Source organism: Sorangiineae bacterium MSr12523, assembly GCA_037157775.1.
GTDB lineage: Bacteria > Myxococcota_A > Polyangia > Polyangiales > Polyangiaceae > Pendulispora > Pendulispora brunnea.
This window is the reverse complement of record CP089982.1, coordinates 678,481-699,155: the sequence shown is the minus strand read 5'-3', so window position 1 is coordinate 699,155 and position 20,675 is coordinate 678,481. Positions and strand designations below refer to the sequence as shown.

Genomic DNA, 20,675 nt, shown 5'->3' with positions numbered 1-20,675 from the left:
AGCACTTACGACTTTTCGCACAATCTGCGAAGTGCCCCCAATGACGGCATTGTCGGCCAGCGTTGGCGCAAGTTGCGCAAGATCGTTGGCGACCTTTCGAAGATTCATTGCTGCTCTGCGCAACCCCCCCCATCGCGCCGTCCGCCCTATGTGTAAGGCCGCCCGTCAAATCACTGGCACGCGCGTTAGTGAATTGTCACTGATGCGTATTCGTCGATATCCGATCATTTAACTTTGAAATCACGCCAGTGAATGGTTCACTCTCTTCGTAAAGTATCGTGGGGTAGTACGCTTGCCACTTCAACAAGACAGCGAAACGGCGCGATAGCGCACGAAAAGCGCGTCGGGAGAGCGGGGAAGACATGCGGTTTCGATATTCTTCAACATGGGCACTTTCCATTGGTGCGCTGTCTGCGGCCATGGCCATTGCCGCCCCGGCGCGGGCGCAGGGCACTGCGGTGCTCACGGGCAAAATAAAGGATGCTGCCACCAACAAAGGAGTTGCCGACGTTGTCGTCACCCTGACATCGAAAGCTCTTCAAGGTGAGCAAATCGTAACGACCGATGCGTCAGGATCGTATCGCATCCCCTCACTGCCGCCGGGAGATTACGAGCTGCACCTCGATAAAGAGGGATATCGCGCATATCAGCGCAATCAAATACAACTCCGGGCCGATGCCACCATTCGACTCGACGCCGAGTTGCTTCCCGACGGATTCGTCGCCCCCGTCGTGGTCATAAAGCCCATCGCGCCGGTGGTGGACATGGGATCCAGCAGCACCGGAACGAGCATCAACGAGGACTTCGTGCTTCGCGTCCCGGTGACCAATCCCGGAGCGCATGGCGGCGCGCAGCGAACCTTCGAATCGGTGGCCGAAGCCGCGCCCGGGGCAAATGCCGACCAATACGGCACCTCGATTGGCGGGGCGACGTCCCCGGAGAATGCATATGTCGTCGATGGTGTTCGTACGAACAGTGCCAAATACGGCATCAACGGATCGCCGCTGTCGATCGAGTTCATCAAAGAGGTGAACGTCCTTTCCGGTGGGTACATGCCGGAGTACGGCCGGTCCACCGGTGGCATTCTCAACGTGGTCACCAAGTCGGGCAGCAACGAATTCCATGGTTCAGCATGGGCCAATTGGACGCCGGGCGCGCTGGAGGGCAAGCGCAAGTATCCTTATTTTACCGGAACGGCCATTCAGACGCGCCGCTCCCTGGGCAACATTTACGACATAGGGTTCGACCAGAGCGGGCCAATCGTGAAGGACAAGCTCTGGTATTACGTCGGATTCGGAGTTTCGCGTGCCATTTACAACTTGGACCGATCCATCTGGGCGACGGCGTACAATCCGGATGGAACCGTCGCCGGCACGTCGGAGATTGGCGGCACGAACAAGCAGTACAAGGCTACCGCCACCTCGTATCAAATTTTCGCGAAGCTCGATTACCGCATCAACTCGAGCAACAAGCTCGCGCTGACCTTCGCGGCTACGCCCACGATGGCCGGCGGCGGGGGCGATTACGGCGTGAACCCGACCACGGGCCTCGTCGAAGGGGCCAGCACCCGGGAGTTCAATCTCTTCGGCACCTATGGCGCGCAGGCGCACACGTACCAATCTGGCGCGTTCGATACGGTGCTCAAGTGGACGACGGACTTCGACAACAAATCGAAAATCGTCGAAACCACCTTGGGGTGGCACCACGAGGTCGGGGGCGTGCTCCCCGCCGACGGCTTCGATGTGGGCAGCGGCCTTGGGTACTCCGCCATTCCGCACGTGTGGTACCGGCGAACCAATCCATCGCCGCACAGCCTCACGGACTTCGAAAATGTAGCGGGGTGCGGAACGGCCACGGTCACCGGCTCGGATGGCAAACCGAAAACCCTTCCGACGTGTCCTGTGCCGGAATATCGGGCGGGTGGGGCCGACTTCATCAACAAGCAAGTCATGGACGTGTACTCGTTCAAGAGCGTGGGCACGGTCCTCGCGCAAGCCCTCGGCCACCACGTGATCAAGGCTGGCGTCGATGTCGAGCTTCTGACCTCCTGGTGGAGCCGCGGATATACGGGCGGCATGCGGTGGCGGGAGGCCACGGACGGGTCGAGCTTTTTGGCGCACCGCGCTTACGGCTATTTGCAAGGGCCGGACCAGCCGGTGGAAGTGGACCGATGGGTCACGCGCACGTATTCGCTCAACGTCGGCGGCTTCCTCCAGGACAGTTGGCAACTCTTCGACAAGGTGACGCTCAATGCGGGTGTTCGCTACGACAATCAATTGATGTTTGGCAGTGACGGCAAGATGCTCATGACGTTGCCGAACCAGATTTCGCCCCGCCTCGGCCTGATTTTCGACCCCACGCAGGCAGGTCGGTCGAAGCTTTTCGTCAACTACGCGCGGTTTTACGAGAGCGTCCCGCTGAATCTTCTGGATCGGCAGACCGGCGAAACCCAGCTTCAGCAATCGGTCGACCCGGCAAAGTGCAATCCACTCGATCCCGCACAGGCCTCCGGCGTGTGTCGTACGGACGCGGCACGCGTTCGTGCTGGGGCAGCCGCCGGAAGCACGCCCGATCGCAAATATGCAACCATCGGTGGCGGCAAGGGGGTGATCGATCCGGACATTTCGCCGCAGTCGTCCAGCGAGATCGTGGCCGGTGGTGAGTACGAAATCGTCAAGAACGGCCGCTTTGGCCTGACGTACACGCGCCGCTGGATGAACAACGTGATCGAAGACATGAGCAACGACGAAGGCGCCACGTACTTCATTGGCAACCCGGGAAAGGGGATCGGCAAGGCTTTCCCGGAGGCAACACGCAACTACGACGCGGGTACGGCCTACTTCATGAAGAACTTCAGCGACAACTGGCTTGCGCAGGTGAGCTACACGTTGTCCTGGCTCCGCGGAAACGTCGCAGGGCTCTACGATCCCACCACGGGGCAGCTCGATCCGAACATCAATGGGACGTACGATCTCAAGAGCTTGCTCGTGAATCAAACGGGCGATCTTCCCGGCGACAGGCGCCATAGCTTCAAGGTATTCGGCGCCAAAGATTTTGCGATTACCTCGGACTCCACCGTGCAGGTGGGCGGCTCGTTTCAAGCGTCCTCGGGCCGGCCGACGAACTTCCTCGGGGGGCACCGCACGTATGGCACCGATCTCATTTACATCCTGCCGCGCGGCACCGGCGACCGTCTGCCGTGGACGTACAACTTCGGCGCGCACCTCGGCTACCAGGTGCGTTTCGGCGGCGGCATGACCTTGGCGTTTACGATGGACGTCTTCAATTTGTTCAACTTCCAGGGCGAAATGAGCCGCGACCAGCGGTACACGTCCGCCGACACGCGGGCCATTCCCAATGGGACGCGGGCCGACCTTCCCAACAACGTGCGCGGGCAGGACGGGACGCCCTTCTCGCCGAGCTCGATCAATCCGAACTTCGGCCGCGCCGATTACTACCAAGAGCCGCGTCAATTCCGCTTCGGCATTCGAGGGAGCTTCTAATGTCCAAATACGTCATGTCGCGTTCTTTGGGATTTTCGGCGGTGCTCGGCGCAGCCCTGGCGGTCACCTTTTCTCAAGGTTGCAGCCAATCCGAGCCACTTTGCCGCACGGGGACGGGCTCGTACACGATCAAATATACGCTGCTTTCCGGGAGCGGGGCTTGCGCCAACTTGAAGGCCGACGTGCTCCTGGTCAACTCGTACATGGATATCGGCGACGATGGGAAGCCCGCACTGGAGACCTTCCCTGCGGCGCTCACACCGTTGGCCTTGGCCACGTTGGTCGACGAGGCGCAGGAGCGACTCGGACTCGATCCCCGCGCCGACGTCGATCCCGATCCCACGCACCACACCTATGCGGGCGGGCGCTTCACCACGGATGAACCGCAGAATGATTTCTGCGACATTCCCCGTCCGAGCCCGGTGATCCAGCAGCTGCCGCATCTTCCCGAGGTACCGGCCGATCCCGCGAACCAAAAGCCGGCGCTGCCGGAAAAGGCGGCGACCTCGATTGCGTACGAATTCTCCGATTGGCACGTGTACTTCACACCTGCGCATGCGGGGAATCAATTCCGCATCCATCTTCGCTACACGGTCGACGGTGACGCGTGCGAATACGACGGGCGGGCCGCGCTCTTTGCATCGCGAACCTCGTGCGATTTCGGCGATGGCACGCCCTTTCCGGTGGCCTGCAACGCGGAGGCCCCGCCCGATACCAAACTCGCCAATGGCAAGGTTCTCTTTTTGGGCTCGGGTGTCGACCCGGACTTCCCGGTCGAGTGCGATCGCGAGACGTTGCTCTGCGTCCTTTCGCGCGATCCGCCCGCATTGAAGTAGCGGAACGATTCGTCGAGCCGTCTCGAGATTGTCACGTTCACGTGACGCGCGAACGGCAACCTCGGGCCATTGAGGCCCGAGGAGGATTTTCGATGACATCGTCTTTCAAAGCCGTGCGTAGCATCTGTGGGGCCTTTGCACTCGCTGCGTGGGCAACGTTTTCGCATACCGCCGTTGCAGCCGACATCTCGTACGAGGCGTGGCAGAGGGACGTCGAAGATGCGGTGAGCGATGTCGGTCCCTACCTGCAGAATCGACTTTCGCGCGGTGGTTCGAACTTGGCGATCGTCCTCGATATCGACAACACGGCGCTGGTCTCCTCGGATTTCCCCGAGGAGGCCGGGCGAGCCAATGCGCCCGTTCTCGAAGTCGCCCGCTGGGCGCACGAGCACGGATATGCCATTTTGTTCGTATCGTACCGCTCCGAGGGCGCGCGAAATTCGACCATCCGCGCGCTTCAGGGCGTCGGGTATGCGGTGGACGCGCTCTGCCTTCGAAACGGCTCGGGTGCTCGCGCCGCCTCGAAGCAACGCTGCCGCCGTGAGCTTGCGTCGAGCGGGTACACCATCACCGCGAACATCGGCAACTTGGATACCGATCTCGAAGGCGGTGATTACGAACAGGGATTCAAGTTGCCCGACTACGGCGTGCTCCAGTAGCGCGAGCGTAGCGGGTCGGGCTTGCGGGCGAAGGTGAAAGTCTTCTAGCCTCCGCGCATGATTCGAGTGTCCGTTATCTACCCCGCGGGCGAGGGAAAGGTGTTCGACCTCGCGTACTATACGAACGAGCACATGCCCCTCGCCGGCAAGCTGCTGAAGCCCATCCGATATGAAATCGACGATGGGCTCACCGGGGCCACCCCCGACTCGTCACCGCCGTACTTGGCTGCGAGCTACCTGTATTTCGAAACTGCGGACGACTTTCACGAAGCGGCCAAGCTGCACCTCGAGCAGCTCGTGGCGGACATTCCGAATTATACGAACAGCGAACCCGTTATTCAGATAAGCAAGGTCGTCGCGTCCGTTTCGCCCAAAGCGGAGTAGCCCCCTCGCCGGCTCGAGTCCGAGGCGCGGCGAAACGCGCCACGCTCTCGTCGGATTGTAGGGCGTTACCGGCGGGTCACAGGGTGTGGTCTGCGCTTTACGGTTCGAACTTGGGAAGGCCATTGCACGCGGCAATTCTCGGAAGGCGGGCGCGGCGCGGTCGTTGCTAGGTCGTGGCTAGAGACCGAGCATTCGACCCAACGGAGCGGCATGAATCGACCCGCAAGAGCCTGTACGACCGCCTGTGTCGCCGTCGCAGTTTTTGCTTTTTACGATGACCGACATGCACATGCCCAAGCGCTGAAGCGCTTCGATCGCTCGCATCGAGGCTCGTCCCCGTCGCGCTCTTCGCCCTCGCGCTCTTCGCCCTCGCGGTCCTCGTTCGGATCCCATCGCTCACATTCGTACTCGCATCATTCACATCGACATTCCACTTCCTTCTCCTCGTCCTCTTCCTCCTCCGTGTCGACCGGCGGATCGCTCGCGAGCTCCTCGGACCCCAGCGTCTACGAATTCAATCCGGACCCTTTTTGGTGGATGGCTGCGGACATCTATGGCCGAGACCGCGAGGGTACGGCCTACGCTTTTCCTTACAAAGAAGAGAACGGCAAATGGAAATTCGATCCCAGCGCCGCCAAACGGGGCATTCGTGTGCTGGAACTCGGATTCGGCACCTATTTGCCCACCAACGAGAAGGTACTCGTACTCGATATGGGTGCGCGCCTTTTCGTCGGCGCATTCATGCTCGAATTCACTTGGGATAACTTCCACGAGGCCGCGCAGGGAGTCGGGGAAGAGGACACCGAGCTCAATTGGAAGCGGCTCCACATTGGCCCCAACCTCCTGGGCGCGAAGTCCAAGGAGGTGGAACTCTATGGCATTCTCGGCGCCTCGGTCATGGGCTTGAAGGGACTCGAGGGACTCTGGGCAGCCGACGTCGGGGTGCAGGCTCGCGCGTACCCTTTTCGGCCATTCATGTTCTACGGCTCCACCCTCGTAAGCTTTTTCGAAAAAGGGCCTCCCGTGTTCGATTTGCTCTTTCAAACCGGTGTGTCCGTCGGCCGTCTCGACTTGCGGGTGGGCGTGCGCGCCATCAAACAGGAGCCCGAGCAAAGCTTCTTCGGTCCGGCAGCAAACGTCGCCGTGCGACTATGATCGGGCGCGTCAACATCGCCCAAGTCGGACACGCTGGAATGCGGTAAACTCGAGTGGGTGAAGGGCATCAACGTCGCGGGCGTCGCGGCCACTGTCAGTGCAAATTTCGATATTCTTGCGAAAGCGGCGCGCGAAAACGCGCCCCGGGAGACACCGTCGAGCGGCACGCGGGTCTTCGTATGGCAGCCCGAAGGCATCACCGGTGTGAACGTGATGCGCATCGAAAACAATTCCACCATGGCGGCGTCGTACACCAGTCACCACACGATTGGGGTGATTTACGACGGCTCGCTGGATTGGTGGTACCGCCGTGAAACGGTGACCCTTCGCGGCGGGGCGCTCAAGCTCAAAGAGCCGGGCGAGGTGCATAGGGATCAACGGATTCACGCTCCGTTCACTTTGCAGGAGGCGACGTTCGGTCGCGAGGCCATCGCCGAAGCCGCCGAGGCCTTCGACCTTCCCCCGGCCGTGTCGTTCCGGCGTGTCGCGCAAGGAACGTATCCGCGTGCCACACGCCTTGCATTTGCGATGCACGATGCCCTTCATGGATCGGCCTCGGCGCTGGAAACGCAGGTGATCGTGGCCGAGGCGCTCGGGGAGGTGCTCACCTCGTGCACGGAAACGCGAACGGTGCCCGAAGTGCCGCGCACCATCTCGCGCGTGCGTGAATTCCTGCACGACACCTTCGCTGAAAAGATCTCGCTGGATGAACTGGCCGCTCAGGTGGGAATGAACAAATACCACCTCGTGCGAGCCTTTCGTACCGAGCTAGGCATTCCACCTTATGAATATTTGACGCAAATCCGGATTGCACGCGCGCGCGAACTCCTCGCCACGGGATGCAGCGCGGCGCGGGTGGCGCAGGTGGTCGGCCTGTACGACGAAAGCCAGCTTCATCGCCATTTTCGGCGCATCGTCGGAATCTCTCCCGGGCGGTACGCACGCGCCATTTCGTCGAGAGCGTGAATTCATCAACATCGCCCATGGCGTGGGCGATGACCGACATCATCGTCTCGGGGTGAGGTCAATCGGGGCCTCGCGGCGAATTGCATTACGAAGAAAGAAGGTATTCGATGCGGACGTGGTCCATCATCGCTTGGCTCGGCTTGGCTTCCATGACGGCATGCGCGCCAGAAACGTTCCCCTCTGAATCGCCCGAACAAGACGACTCCGAGCTCGCAACGAGCCGGCGTTCTGCCGCCATGACGGGTGCCATTACCAATCTCGATACGAAGGTCTCCGTCCCCGGGGTCACGGTGGACGCGGACTCCGGAAAACACAGGGCCATCACCGATGCCCAGGGCAGGTGGACCATTCCGCAATTGCCCAAGTTCCGACCGTTCACGCCCACGCTTTCGGCCAATGATTTCGTCACCATCACATGGCAGGAGTACATTTTGCTGGGCGACTTCGACCGCGGCGGCTTCGAGCTGGCCCCACTCTCGCGCGCCCAAGCCAGTCGCGGGCGCATTGCGGATTACGATCCGAACAAGGGCGTTCAGCACTTCACGCTCGTCAACCTGGGGAATTGCGACGACCCGAGCGGGGGCACCGTCGTCGTTCCTCCCGGCAGCTCGGCACGCGTCAAGTACTTCAAAGATGGGCGCCTCAGCGACGCACCCTCGATTTCGGCACACGATGATCCGCAGGTTTACTTCTACAACGTGGACCTCGACAAACCACTCGAATACGAATTGGTGCACCCCACGTGCAAGTTGGTCCCCTTCCCCGTCAAAGTGGGCAACGTCATTTACACCGGCAAAATGCCCGTCGAAGCCGCAGGACGCCTCGACGGTCCGCTCAACGGCTCCTTTTCGCGGATCTTCGTGAGATAGAGAAGGGGCCCGTCCAGGCTGCTAAAAAATCAGCATCGATAGTGCTAAATTTTTAGCATTCGCACCTCAGTCGATCTATGAAGTCGGCATGCGTACGATTCTCGCTTTGGTCGCCGGCGTCCTCCCGTTTCTGGCTTGCGCGGCAAAAACTGCGGATTCAACGACCCCGTCGCACGTGTCCGACGCCGTTCGGCTCACGTACCTCGGGGTGGCGGGTTGGAAAATCCAGGCCGGCGACCACGTGCTTCTCGTCGATCCCTATTTCACGCGGGCACCGATTCACGACGGTGGTGGACCGCTCGTGCCCGATGAAGCGCAGATTGCGCGGTATGCGCCGGATTCGGCCGAAGGAATTCTCGTGGAGCACTCCCATTGGGACCACGTACTCGACGTGCCCTTTCTCGCCAAGCGCACGGGTGCCACCGTCGCCGGCACCGACAGCGCGCTGAACGTGCTGCGTTCTTCGGGTGTGCCCGAATCGCAGCTTCGGGAGGCGCGCGGCGGGGAGACGTTCCAGATTGGCCCCTTCTCGGTGCGCGCCATCCACGCGCTTCATTCGCTCATCGGCATGCCATCGGGCAACATCCCGCGCGGGGTGACTTTGCCGATGGCCGCCGAAGGGTACCTCCCGGGCGAGACGCTCCAATATTTGGTGCGCGTGAACGGTCGCTCGATCCTGTTCATCGGCTCGGCGAATTACATCGAGAGCGAACTGCAAGGGCTGCGACCGGACGTGGCCATCGTGGCGACCGGACTTCGCGAAAAGGTTCCCGGCTACACGTGCCGTCTGATGCACGCGCTGGGACAGCCCGCGCGCGTGTTCACGAACCACTTCGATGCGCACACGAAGCCGGTCGAGCCAAACGGCCCAACCCTCGATGCGGACACCCGCGAATCGCTGACGAAGTTCGAGCAAGAAGTCCACGGCTGCGCGCCGGACACCAAGGTCGTCGTTCCGACGTATTTCCAGCCGTTTTCACTATGATGCGGCGCGCTTACGCGGTGCGATCCAACGCGTCGAATTGATCGGCCAGATCGGCGAGATCGCGCGCATTCATCTCCGCCGAAACCGGAGGCGCCGCCGAACCGGGGCCCCACTCCGCCGGGCGGGTCACGTGCGCGGTGCGCAATCCTGCTTTGGCCGCACCGGTCAGATCCCACGCATGGCAAGCGACGAGCATGACTTGGTCCGGCTCCAGGCCGAGAAGGCGGGCGGCGGTCTGGTAAACGATGGCCTCGGGCTTGTAGGAACGGGCCAATTCCGCAGACAAAATGGTATCGAAGTCGAGGCCGGCGTGGCGCTTCAAATCAACGAGCAGCCGCACGTGTCCGTTGGAAAGGGCCGCCGTGATTCGCCGCGCCCGCAGGCGGGGCAGACTCGCTACCACATCGGGCCACGGGCGCAGTTCGTGCCAGCCGGCCACCAGCTCTTCACGCGCGGGGCGAGACAAATCCACGGCCAGCTCCGCGAGCACTTCGTCCAGCGATTCGCGGTGCAACTGATCCAAGTCGCACCACGGGCGCTTCCCACTCGTGACCGTGGCCATCGAAGGCGCATAGCGTTGACGCCAAAGCAGTGCCAGGCGCCCACCGTCGAGTACGACACCCTCGCGCGCAGCGATCGATTCCGCGCGCTCCTGGATCGAGCCGTACCAATCGACCAAGGTCCCAAATACGTCGAAGAGCAAAGCTTTAATCGTTGCCATCATCCCGTCCTTTCGCCCAGCACGATACCGGAGGCCATGTAGGGTCGCGGGAGACGAAGTGACAGCGGTGGCAAGGCCATCAACATGCCGATTTCTTGGTATGATGATGGAAATGACGGACGTGGTGAAGGTGGCCGAGGAGTTGGCCTCGGCCGTGGACGGCGTCGATTGGGACGGCTCGGAGGTTCACCGCTGCCGTGTGCGCCTTCACGAAGCCGCGAAATCCGCGAGCGTGGCCGAGCTGACGCGCGCGAGCGAGGTCCTCGTCGCGCGCCTCGCCCGCTCGCGCGTGGACGATGCAGATGGTGTTGCCTACGCAGCAATCGGCGCGGGTTCGCTGGTCGAAAACGGCGCCCCACCGCGCCTTTTGGCCGAGGTGCTCCTCGCGAAGATGCCCGCGGTCTTGCAAGCCGCCCGGCGCTACGCCGACATCTGCCTGGCGGATTTGGCATCCGATGGCGATTCCGATCCGAAGGACGGCATCGTCGACATCGACGGCCGGTCCATCGACCTCGATCTTTTTCGCGCGCACCTCAAGAAAGACCGCGGCGGAGCATCGGCCCTTTCCACGTTGGAAATATGGACGTTGCCCACCGTGGCGGCGCTCACGCGCGATCGCGCGCTGCTGATGCGCGCCGTGTCCGATGGCGAGCTCCGTCGCGCAGCGCGGGCGCTGGCAACCTCCAAGGCGCAGTGGCTCGACGTTCTTCTGGGTGTGGTGCTCGATGCCACCTGGCTGATCGTGTGTCCGATGGAGAAGCGCGCATTTCACATGCGTGTCGATGGTCTGGTGAGCAATTTCGATCTTCACGCCCTCGTATCGGACGTGCTCATCGAGCAGGGGATTCGGGGCGAACGCAACCCGCCGGACGTGATCGCCTTCATTCGCGGCGACGCTCCGACGCGCTCCACCGATTCCGTCTCGGGTTCGTTCCAATTCTACACGTACGAGGCCGGTCAATACGATTGGAGCCAACAGGCCCATCCTGCATGGCATTGGGTCTGGGGTGAGGGCCGCCCGGAAACCGTGCCGTTTTTCCGGGAAATGCGCACACTCATCGTGGGACCACAGACGATGAGCCGCTCGTGGACCATGCCCCGAACCTTCGCCGCATTGAAGTGCGACGTATCCCTCGTACGCGAGCTTTCGCCCAACGAGGTCCACGCCACCCTCGATGCCTTGCGCTCCTCCGGCGAAGCACCCCCACGCTGAACGCCGTTCACGGCCAATGGGCATGCACGATGGATGACGCGGCGCAGGCATCGCTTCTGAAGCTGAATTCGCTTTTCATGTGCGAGCCGTCGCGGCCGTTTTTCCGGTGTTAATCGTGTGGACGGCGACGATTTACATCTTTTTATTGGTTTACCGTGCTCCCCCGTGGCTCTAACGACTGTATGGCAATTGACCCGCAAAAAATGCACGCGTTCATGGGCCGCTTTGCAGCGGATTATGGGGCCGTATTGCACGCGCCGCTGGTCGTCCTGGGCGAGCAGTTGGGGCTTTATCGTGCATTGGCCATGCGTCCCATGTCGCCCGCCGAGCTGGCGCGGGAGACAGGCACGACCGAGCGTTACGTTGCCGAATGGTTGGCTGCCAATGCCGCCTCGGGCTATGTCGAATACGACGCGGACACGTCACGCTTTCACATGACCGAGGAACAGGTCGCCGCACTGGCCGATGCCAATAGCCCCACGTATATCTCAGGGGCTTTCTTGGTGGGCATGGCCATGTTCCGCGATGTATCCCACATTGCCGAGGTCTTTCGCAGCGGCGAAGGCTTCGGCTGGCACGAGCACGATCATTCGCTGTTCGTCGGCACCGCCAAGTTCTTTCGGGCCAATTACATTGCCAATCTTCTATCTTCGTGGATTCCCGCCCTGGCCGGTACTCAGCAAAAGCTCGAGGCGGGCGCCCGGGTGGCGGACATTGGCTGCGGCCACGGAGCGTCGACCGTCTTGATGGCGAAGACCTTCCCGCGCTCCACGTTCCACGGTTTCGACTACCACCCGGAATCGATCGAGGCCGCCCGCCACGCGGCGGAGGACGCGGGCGTCGAGGCGCGGACTTCGTTCGAGACGGCGCCGGCGAAAGCGTTTCCCGGCAATGGGTATTCGCTGGTCACGTTCTTCGATTGCCTGCACGACATGGGCGATCCGGAGACCGTGTTGCGTCATACGCTCGGCGCGCTCGAGCCGGAGGGGGTTTGCATGATCGTGGAGCCGTTCGCGAACGACTCGCTCTCCGAGAATCTGAATCCCGTCGGCCGCATCTTCTATTCTGCGTCGACCATGATTTGCACCCCCGCTTCGAAAGCCGACGACAAGGGGCTCGCGCTCGGTGCACAAGCCGGCGAAGCACGCATTCGCGCGCTGGCGACCAGTGCGGGCTTCACGCGGTTTCGGCGAGCCGCCGAGACGCCGTTCAATCTGGTGTACGAAGCGCGGCCCTGAGCAAAGGCCATGGGCCACGCTTCGTTGAATTGATTGGAGAGACTCAGTGTACGCAGGCGTCCGGCGCGCCCGCGTCGACTGGTGGTGGCGGTGGTCCCGCATCGACGGGTGGCGGCGGTGGTCCCGCATCGACCTCGGGCGGCGGCTGTCCCGCATCCACCGGCGGCGGTGGTCCTGCATCCACCGGTGGTGGCGGACCGGCATCGACCGGCGGCGGCGGTCCCGCATCGACCGGTGGCGACCCCGCGTCATCGGGCCCCGCATCGCTCGTCCCCGCGTCCGGTTCCGAATCGCGCACATGGAACGCGTCGAACTTGCACTGCCTTGGGCTCGTCGCCCCCACCTCGCAGATCGCGAGGATGTACACCCCGCCTTGGTTGCTCGTATCGTCGAACGGAGCCAGCTGCAGAACCCTCGTCCCGTTCGGCGACGTCCCGGGTGCGTGCGTCCCGTTGTAGGTCGTAATCTCGTGGTTTTCCACCGTGTACGTTCGATTGGCCATCGAGTCGCCACTCCCGAGATCGCCCGCCGTGGAACCAGCCGTCGTATCACTCAGGTTTCCATCGGCGCCCTCGATGAATCCGCCGTTCTGAAAGCCAGGCACGAGCACGGCAAAGTAATACTGGCCATCGTCGAGGCCTGACGGCCCCGGACCGCCGCTCGCATAGACGTCCTCCTTGGAACGATAATTATTACAATCGACACCATTCGGATTATTGCCCTGGATGCAGCCATCTCGCTGAGCGTCGAACGAAGTGAAGACTGCGCCACCGAGGCGATCCTCCACGCGTGCCGTCGACCCCGACGAGCCGACGCGGCACGATGCGACGAGGCACATGCCAGCCCCCAGCATCACGATTCCCCGCCTCGCCTGCCAGGCGGAGATCGCGAATGCTCGCCTTTCGCCGTTGTTTTTCATGGCCGGTCGCCGTTCGCATGGGCCATGCCGATGAGCGTCAACGCGCCATGCCCTTGCAGGTGCGCGTGATCATTCGGCATCGCAACCAAAAACGCGACACCTTCGAACCGCGTTTTTCATGTCGATTCGCCGCACGTGGGACACAAATGGCGACGTCCTCCAGAGTCTGCTCGCCGAAGGATCGCGCGTGGCGGCTAGAATGGCCACTTCAAGGAGCCATGGATCGCATCGACGCAATGAGAATCTTCATCGCCGCCCTCGACGAAGGGAGTCTCGCGGGCGCCGCGCGTCGACTCAAACGGTCGCCGACGGCGGTCAGCCGTGCGCTGGCCCTTCTGGAGGCACACGTCGGCGTGGAATTGTTGCATCGGACGACGCGATCGCTCAAGTTGAGCGAGGCCGGTGAACGGTATGCGGTCGCATGCCGCCGTGTCCTCATCGATCTCGAGGAGGCCGACATGCTCGCCGCGGGCGAACGTTCGGCGCCCCGCGGCATGCTGACCATTTCCGCACCGCCGGTCAGCGGCGAAGAGGTCCTGCAGCCCATTCTGGAGGACTTCCTGGACCTGCATCCTGCCGTTTCGGTTCGTCTTCTCCTCCTCGATCGCCACGTCAACCTGGTCGACGAAGGGGTCGACGTCGCCCTGCGCATCGCCCACCTTCCGGATTCGTCGCTCATCGCACTTCAACTCGGAGGCGAAGTCCGGCGCGTCGTCGTCGCCTCGCCTCGGTACCTCGCCAGCCACCCTCGCATCAAGGAACCGGCAGATCTCGCCAAACACCAGATTGTCGCGTTTACCAACTTCGGGCTCGACTCGTGGGGCTTCATGCCGGCCAAAGGTTCGACCATCCCCCGGACCGTCCAGTTCACACCGCGGTTCATCGTGAACACCGTCCGCGCGGCCGTCGCCTCGGCGATCGCAGGCCGAGGACTGACGCGGGTGTACTCGTACCATGTCGCCAAACACGTCAAAGATGGCCGATTGAAGGTCGTCCTGCCCAAGGCGGAGCATCCGCCGCTCCCGGTGTATCTGCTCACGCCCCAGGGCCGGATGTCGGTACCCAAGGTCCGCGCCTTCGTGGACTTTGCGCTGCCCCGCCTGCGCACGGAGTTCACGCGCATGGCCGCCGAAGCCGCGGGCCTCGATTGATTATGCCGAAAATCGGTTGAGTGACTGCCGAACGACGATCATTCTCCCGAGACTCGGTTGGATCCAGATTGATGGCACCGACGCCGACGGCGGCGGGACGGCCGCGAAGACGCGACCGGAACCATCCATCGAGGATCATCATGAGCAACGAACAAAAGGTCGTCATCATCACCGGCGCATCCCAAGGCATTGGAGCCAGCTTGGTTCGAGCCTACCGCGATCGGAATTACCGCGTGGTCGCCAGCTCCCGTTCCATCAAGCCGAGCGCCGACGCGAACGTTCTCACCGTCGCTGGAGACGTCGGCGATCCCAAAACCGCCGAACGGGTCGTTCGCGAAGGCCTCGAGCGCTTTGGCCGCATCGACTCGCTGGTCAACAATGCCGGCATCTTTCTCGCCAAGCCGTTCATCGAGTTCACCCAGGAAGAATATGCGCGCTACATGGCGACCAACGTCGGCGGCTTTTTCCACGTCACCCAGCGCGCCGCCGCGGAGATGTTGAAACAGGGCTCCGGTCACATCGTCAACATCACCACGAGCCTGGTCGATCAACCGATGGCAGGCGTCCCCTCCGCGCTAGCGTCCCTGACGAAAGGCGGCCTCAATTCGGTCACCAAGTCTCTCGCCATCGAGTTCGCCAAGACCGGAGTCCGCGTGAACGCCGTCGCCCCGGGCATCATCAAGACGCCCATGCATGCCGAGGAAACCCACGCGGCGCTTGCGACCCTGCATCCGGTGGGGCGCATGGGCGAGATTCGCGACATCGTCGACGCGGTCCTCTTCCTCGAGACGGCGTATTTCGTCACCGGCGAGATCCTTCACGTGGACGGCGGCCAGAACGCCGGTCGTTGGTAGTCCGCCTCTTTGGCAAATATCGAAAAAGGAGATTTCCCATGCCCATGGTCACCATTCAGGTCACCCGCGAGGGGACCAGCCCCGATCGCAACTCCGTAACGGCCGAGGAAAAGGCGGCCCTCATCAAGGGTGTTAGCGAATTGCTTCTCAATGTGCTGAAAAAGCCCCTCGAGGCGACTTTCGTCGTCATCGAGGAAGTCGATACCGAGAATTGGGGCTGGGGCGGCCTCCCCGTCCCCGAATACCGGCGCCAGCGCGCCGCGGCAAAAGGAGGCACCTAAGGTACGAAAGAGCGGTAGAGGATGGCGACGACGCTGGCCCCGGCGATGAATGGGCTGCTGGGCACTTCGATGGGGCGTTCGCGCAGGCGTTCGAGCAATTGGGCGATCACTGCAAGCCCGGCGAAAACGATGACCGCCGACACGACCCGGTCGTCGCCGAGGAATCCCGAGACGGCAGCGAAAAGTTTGACGGTTCCTCCTCCCGCGGCACCACGGAAGTAGACGACCAATCCAAAGAAGATTCCGAGCGCAAGGCCGATCCCGTGGGAGCTCCACTGCCCATCGAGCCATCCGCAAAGGCCGCCCAGGGGTATCATGGGCAGGGTCAGGTAATTCGGAATGTGGCCCGTCCGAAGCTCGAACACCACCGCCACGAGGGCCAACACCACGGCAAATATCGCCAATCCAATCGACATAGGGGGCGCACGTTACCCCAACGGCGTCCCCGCTGCACGGGGAGCGATGCGGACAACAGGTGGTGGGGAAACCGGATTCCGGTTTCCCGCCGATCTGCGCACGTCGTTCCTAAGCCATGGTGCCAAGTCCTATCCTCTCTACAGAATTCGCCCTGCCTGATGCATCACCCCGTGCGATGAAGGTCGCAAGTTGGCGGCGCGTCGACCACGGCTAAGGTCGTTCTGACGGATGGCCCGCGCCGTAGCGGGCATCCGGATCGGAATCGCCCATTTTTTCTGCGCCTGATGCGGGGCGTGCGCGTCTTTCCTTCAAAGGAATGAAGAGCCGCCACCTGTTGACCGCGCTAGGCGTATTCGCCAGCACCGCCTTTCTCGCGGCCTGCAGTAGCAGCGCCGAAAACGGCGATTCAGCCAAAGCGACATCGCTTCCGAGCGATGCCTGCAACGGGGTCCCGACTGACGGGCGGTGTGTCGACTCGAAAACGGTGGAGTTCTGCGGCATTCCGACCGAGGGCGGCAAGGCCCGCCTTCAAGTCGCCACATGCTCGGATGAAGAAGAGTGCCACATCGACGACAAGGATGTAGCCAATTGCGTGCTCAAAGTCGGTTGTCGAACCGGCGACACCGCGTGCGCGGGAACGAACACGCTACGCACCTGCAAAGACGGGGCGTGGGTCGATAGTCCTTGCAGCACGACATGCGTGAGCACCCCCATAACTTCGACATGCCGGCGCCCTGGAATCGCATTGACCACCAGGAGTGGCCGCGCCACGTTCCAGCGTCGCAGAGAGAACGCCAGCCGAACGGCCATCGAGGCCACCCCCATCGAAGCCCCCGCGCGGGGATTCTTGGTCACGTTCCAGCGGGGCACGGACGTGATCTCCGCCGCGACGACATCGGTGGACGATGGATCATTCAGCATCGACGTGCCAACGACCTTCGAGGCGGGCGACGTTCTGAGGCTGGCGACGGTCGCGGGAGACGGTGCGGGCGGGATTGCCTATTTGGTGGCCGACCCGGGATTGCCCGCAGGGAAGCAAAAACTCGATGCGTTGGATGTGTACCGCGATGGGACGCAAACGCCGCAGGTGTGGTCATGGGATTGGACGGCCGCGGATCTACCTCCAGGTGACGTCGATCTGCAGATACCACTGGCACTCTCGGACATGCGTCACGCTGGTGGCATCGCCAACGTGTTCGACCAAATTGGGTCGAGCTATCGCGATCTGAAACGCCGTTACGGCAAGGGCGGTGCGCCCCTGGTGATCTGGATGGGCGATTCCGTCGAGTGGGATTGCGGCGCATGTCAGCAGGATGAGAAAAGGCTGCTCTTTGCAACCCGATTCCGCCACGATTTGCTGTTTTCGGCGACCGACGACGAAATGTACTTCTCCGACTCGGTGGTTCAGCACGAATTTGGACATTACGTGATGGCCGCGTACGGCAAGCCGATTCCCGAAGGCGGCACGCACGATCCTTCGTGTCCCTTGTACCCTGGCCAGGCGTGGTCGGAGGGCTTCGCGTCGTGGTTTGCCATGTACGCGCTGAACTCTTCTGTCTATACCGACTTCGCTAGGGCAGGAAACCTGACTTGCGCTTACGACGAATACACCGTCAACGGCGAACCATGGCCACGACCGACGCCCGCGGAAAAGGACGTATCGCCGTCGGGCACTCCCGGTTTGCTGCAGAGAATGACGGAATCCGAAGTCACGGCCACGTTGTTGAAGCTCAGTCGAGGATCGGCCGATCCGGGGCCGATTCTGACGGCGCTGGCCAGTCCGCGCATGACGAAAACCGTGGCGCTGCCCGGCGGACGTAGAGGGTACGAACGCGCTTACTTCGCTCACCAATGGAATGATGACGAAAGCAACGCGTGCCAGGCGACATCGCCGCCCCAAGTCCTTCCCAATCCGGCCCAAACGATGGCCGATCTATTCGACGCGATGCTCTGCGACGGCTTCGATCAAGCACGGATGGACGCGGCCAACGAGCCGGCAACGCGTTATCCATTTTCGAGCCGATCGCCACTCTGCCGTCGTCGATGAATCGAAGACGTGACGTAAGCAGGACACTCCAACACCGAAAGAACATCGATGCAACGACGACTATTTCGTATAGTGCCTCATTTCGTGCTGGCGGCATCACTCTTTGGTTGTTCCTCGCAAGCCGAGCAAGCCGGCGCGAACGTCGGAAATACCGACGGCGCGAACCACGTAACGAGTGGCGGCCCGCTGCCCGTTTGGATCACCAAAGAAGAGCGGGCGATGCAGCGCTCGCTCTCATTCAATGACGACGAGCCAACCGGCTCGGCCCCGCCGGCGGGGTACCGCGTGCCGGCCGAGTACGAGCCCGTCGACGCGGTGCTCATCACGTGGCGGGACTACACCGAGGTGCTCGGCCAAGTCGCCGTCGCGAGCGCCGCCGCGGGGGCGCAAGTCCTGACGGTCTCCGGGCCCGCGTCGATCCCCGGCGTGCCGGCGAATCGGTACCGAAGGCTCGGTTACACGTCCAACACTGCCTGGTCGCGCGATTACGGCCCGGTCGGGATTGACGACTCGACCCACATGCTGGGCATCGTCGATACCCGATACGCCGGCTATGCAACCCGGCCCGCCGACGATGCGATGCCGTGCAAGGTCGCCAATACCCTGGACGCCCGGTGTTACACGACGAGCCTCGTGCTCGACGGCGGGAATTACATGACCGATGGGCGTGGAAATGTCTTTTTGACCAATGTCGTTTACGAGTGGAACTCCCGTTTGAGTCGGGAAGCCGTCGACGAGGCCCTCAAACGGTACGTCGGCGCACGAAAGGTTCATGCTCTGGATTACGCGGCAAACCCGGATGGAGAGCCGGCCGATGGCACGGGTCACATCGATATGTTCGCCAAGCTCGTTGGCGAGTGCAAAGTCATCGTCGCCCAGACCTCGGACGAGCCGTTCAAGTCCACCACCGACAAAGCCGCCACCTATTTCCGCAACCTCGCCTGCGGGCGCGGCCAGTACGAGGTCACACGTGTCAAAGGTTGGGTGAGCGAAGGCACTTGGTACACGTATACGAACTCGCTCATCGTGAATGATTCGGTCATCGTCCCCTTCTACGACGATGCCGAAAAGAACGAAGAAGCGCGCCGCGCGTACGAATCCGCGATGCCCGGCTATCGGGTCGTCGGAATCAACAGCGAATCGACCATCCACTCTGGGGGCTCGATTCACTGCCTCACCAAAGAGATCCCGGCCATCCGCTAATCGCGGGGCACGAGCGAAATGAAAAACGGCATCACGAGAGGCCCGGGGGGGAGAGAGCCATCCGCGTGATGCCGGGTCCACGCTAATGCCAAGATGATGCCAACCACTCATCATCGAATTTCAGGGACGATTTCTCGATGTGCACGCCATCGAAGCTCTCACTTCTGAAAGGCCATCGTTCATCCGTGCCATGGGCGCATCGAGTCCCCGCAACACACCGGTGTCCACTTGAAGGCACTTGACTCGCCCTCCACCTTGGTCTCGGCGCGGGTCCTTGCCCACCAACTTCGTTCGTCGCCGAACGAATATTTCGATTCATCGATATTCTCGATTCTACATTACGCGCCCGGCTCAGAGAAAGCCGAGCAAGGCCTCGGCGACCTGGAGGGGGCGGGTCCAGTGCATCATGTGACCTGCGTCCTCGATTTCGGCGCGCATGACGTGGGGGAAGCGGGCGATGCGCGCTTCTTCGTCGGGGAGGTGGTAGCCACGTGGGCCGCCGCCGACGATGAGAACGGGACACGTGATGCGCGCGGCGAACTCGACATGGGCGTCGGCCCGAAAGGGGGTCGGAGCCATTGTGCGATGGAGGGGATCGAACCGCCAGAAGAGCGACCCATCCGGCGCGCGGTCGATCAAGTGCGGCAAGCGCGTTTCCAGAATTTCCTCGGGAATCGTGGGGTGATTGACCTTCAGGGCTGCAAGGGCATGCTCCATCGTGCGCGGACCACGACCGCCACCGCGAAGACGATGCTGCTCGAGATCCTCGAGCCAGCGGCGCATCCGAAGCGGAGCCGCCGACGGTGGATTGTCGGAAACGCCGAGCCCTTCGAGCAGCGCAAGGCGACTCACCCGCTCGGGTCGCGCACCTGCATAGAGCGTCGCCACCGTCCCGCCCATGGAGTGACCGACCAAATGAAACGTTGCATCGCCACAGAGCTCGTCCACGATGCCCGCCACATCCGCGACATAATCGGAAAAGTGATAATAGCCTCCTTGGGGCACGCGCTCGGTGTCGCCGAAACCGCGTAGGTCGGGAGCGATCACGCGCAGTCCGCCTTGCAGGAGATGCGGCACCACCAGGTCCCAGGAGCGCGCCGCGTCCATGAAGCCGTGAAGAAGGACGATGGTCGGCACATTCGAGCGTCGCCCATCTTCGTGCGGATTCCACTCGATGACGTGGTGGACAAGCCCATTGGCACGAACCCGATGCGAGCGAATCATTGGCACGACACTACCACTGCCGCGCACGGTCGATGAATGGGTTCCGGCGT

The 20,675-nt window shown here is 62.2% G+C and carries 19 protein-coding genes; 15 read left to right on the top strand and 4 right to left on the bottom strand.

Annotated elements, in window-relative coordinates; all coding sequences use genetic code 11:
* The first annotated feature begins 419 nt into the window (after positions 1–419).
* The 8 genes from LZC95_03015 (at position 420) to LZC95_02980 (ending at position 9,357) form a co-directional block, all read left to right on the top strand.
* Positions 420–3,503 (top strand): TonB-dependent receptor, encoded by a 3,084-nt coding sequence (locus LZC95_03015; protein ID WXA95810.1) that lies wholly within the window; start codon positions 420–422, stop codon positions 3,501–3,503.
* A complete protein-coding gene (locus LZC95_03010; protein ID WXA95809.1) occupies positions 3,503–4,339 on the top strand; it encodes a hypothetical protein in 837 nt (278 codons plus the stop codon). The genes LZC95_03015 and LZC95_03010 overlap by 1 nt, the downstream gene beginning before the upstream one ends.
* 92 nt (positions 4,340–4,431) lie before the next feature.
* Positions 4,432–4,998, top strand: coding sequence for an HAD family acid phosphatase (locus LZC95_03005; GenBank protein ID WXA95808.1), 567 nt, complete (start codon positions 4,432–4,434; stop codon positions 4,996–4,998).
* A gap of 57 nt (positions 4,999–5,055) precedes the next feature.
* Positions 5,056–5,382: an EthD family reductase gene (locus tag LZC95_03000; GenBank protein ID WXA95807.1), complete on the top strand. Its 327-nt coding sequence runs from the start codon at positions 5,056–5,058 to the stop codon at positions 5,380–5,382.
* A gap of 462 nt (positions 5,383–5,844) precedes the next feature.
* On the top strand, positions 5,845–6,537 hold the full coding sequence (locus LZC95_02995; GenBank protein WXA95806.1) for a hypothetical protein: 693 nt from the start codon (positions 5,845–5,847) through the stop codon (positions 6,535–6,537).
* Between the two features lie 57 nt (positions 6,538–6,594).
* On the top strand, positions 6,595–7,503 hold the full coding sequence (locus tag LZC95_02990) for an AraC family transcriptional regulator (protein ID WXA95805.1): 909 nt from the start codon (positions 6,595–6,597) through the stop codon (positions 7,501–7,503).
* A gap of 236 nt (positions 7,504–7,739) precedes the next feature.
* Complete coding sequence (locus LZC95_02985; protein WXA95804.1) at positions 7,740–8,372, top strand: hypothetical protein; 633 nt, start codon at positions 7,740–7,742, stop codon at positions 8,370–8,372.
* 88 nt (positions 8,373–8,460) lie between these two features.
* A complete protein-coding gene (locus LZC95_02980) occupies positions 8,461–9,357 on the top strand; it encodes an MBL fold metallo-hydrolase (protein ID WXA95803.1) in 897 nt (298 codons plus the stop codon).
* Positions 9,358–9,367: 10 nt separating this feature from the next.
* Here the strand turns inward: LZC95_02980 and LZC95_02975 are convergent, their stop codons facing one another.
* Complete coding sequence (locus LZC95_02975) at positions 9,368–10,081, bottom strand: haloacid dehalogenase type II (GenBank protein ID WXA95802.1); 714 nt, start codon at positions 10,079–10,081, stop codon at positions 9,368–9,370.
* A 109-nt stretch (positions 10,082–10,190) separates the two neighbouring features.
* Between LZC95_02975 and LZC95_02970 the strand changes: the two genes are divergently transcribed.
* Together LZC95_02970 and LZC95_02965 are read left to right on the top strand one after the other, a co-directional pair.
* Positions 10,191–11,291: a hypothetical protein gene (locus tag LZC95_02970; protein ID WXA95801.1), complete on the top strand. Its 1,101-nt coding sequence runs from the start codon at positions 10,191–10,193 to the stop codon at positions 11,289–11,291.
* A 215-nt stretch (positions 11,292–11,506) separates the two neighbouring features.
* On the top strand, positions 11,507–12,529 hold the full coding sequence (locus LZC95_02965; GenBank protein ID WXA95800.1) for a class I SAM-dependent methyltransferase: 1,023 nt from the start codon (positions 11,507–11,509) through the stop codon (positions 12,527–12,529).
* Positions 12,530–12,572: 43 nt separating this feature from the next.
* Here LZC95_02965 and LZC95_02960 read toward each other — a convergent pair whose 3' ends face one another.
* Entirely contained in the window at positions 12,573–13,385 is an 813-nt protein-coding gene (locus LZC95_02960) for a hypothetical protein (protein WXA95799.1), read from the bottom strand.
* Between the two features lie 281 nt (positions 13,386–13,666).
* Between LZC95_02960 and LZC95_02955 the strand changes: the two genes are divergently transcribed.
* From LZC95_02955 to LZC95_02945, 3 genes are all read left to right on the top strand, one after another.
* A complete protein-coding gene (locus tag LZC95_02955; protein ID WXA95798.1) occupies positions 13,667–14,599 on the top strand; it encodes a LysR family transcriptional regulator in 933 nt (310 codons plus the stop codon).
* Between the two features lie 140 nt (positions 14,600–14,739).
* Positions 14,740–15,453, top strand: a complete 714-nt coding sequence (locus LZC95_02950; protein WXA95797.1) for an SDR family oxidoreductase — start codon at positions 14,740–14,742, stop codon at positions 15,451–15,453.
* A gap of 38 nt (positions 15,454–15,491) precedes the next feature.
* Positions 15,492–15,734 (top strand): 4-oxalocrotonate tautomerase family protein, encoded by a 243-nt coding sequence (locus LZC95_02945; protein ID WXA95796.1) that lies wholly within the window; start codon positions 15,492–15,494, stop codon positions 15,732–15,734.
* Here the strand turns inward: LZC95_02945 and LZC95_02940 are convergent.
* Positions 15,731–16,150 carry an A24 family peptidase gene (locus LZC95_02940; protein ID WXA95795.1) on the bottom strand — a complete coding sequence of 140 codons (420 nt, stop codon included), beginning with the start codon at positions 16,148–16,150 and terminating at the stop codon, positions 15,731–15,733. The genes LZC95_02945 and LZC95_02940 overlap by 4 nt on opposite strands.
* Before the next feature lie 317 nt (positions 16,151–16,467).
* On the opposite strand from LZC95_02940, the gene LZC95_02935 reads away from it, so the two are divergent.
* Together LZC95_02935 and LZC95_02930 are read left to right on the top strand one after the other, a co-directional pair.
* Positions 16,468–18,198: a hypothetical protein gene (locus LZC95_02935; protein ID WXA95794.1), complete on the top strand. Its 1,731-nt coding sequence runs from the start codon at positions 16,468–16,470 to the stop codon at positions 18,196–18,198.
* Between the two features lie 84 nt (positions 18,199–18,282).
* A complete protein-coding gene (locus LZC95_02930) occupies positions 18,283–19,401 on the top strand; it encodes an agmatine deiminase family protein (protein ID WXA95793.1) in 1,119 nt (372 codons plus the stop codon).
* A gap of 351 nt (positions 19,402–19,752) precedes the next feature.
* Here the strand turns inward: LZC95_02930 and LZC95_02925 are convergent, their stop codons facing one another.
* A complete protein-coding gene (locus LZC95_02925) occupies positions 19,753–20,625 on the bottom strand; it encodes an alpha/beta hydrolase (GenBank protein ID WXA95792.1) in 873 nt (290 codons plus the stop codon).
* Positions 20,626–20,675 lie beyond the last annotated feature (50 nt).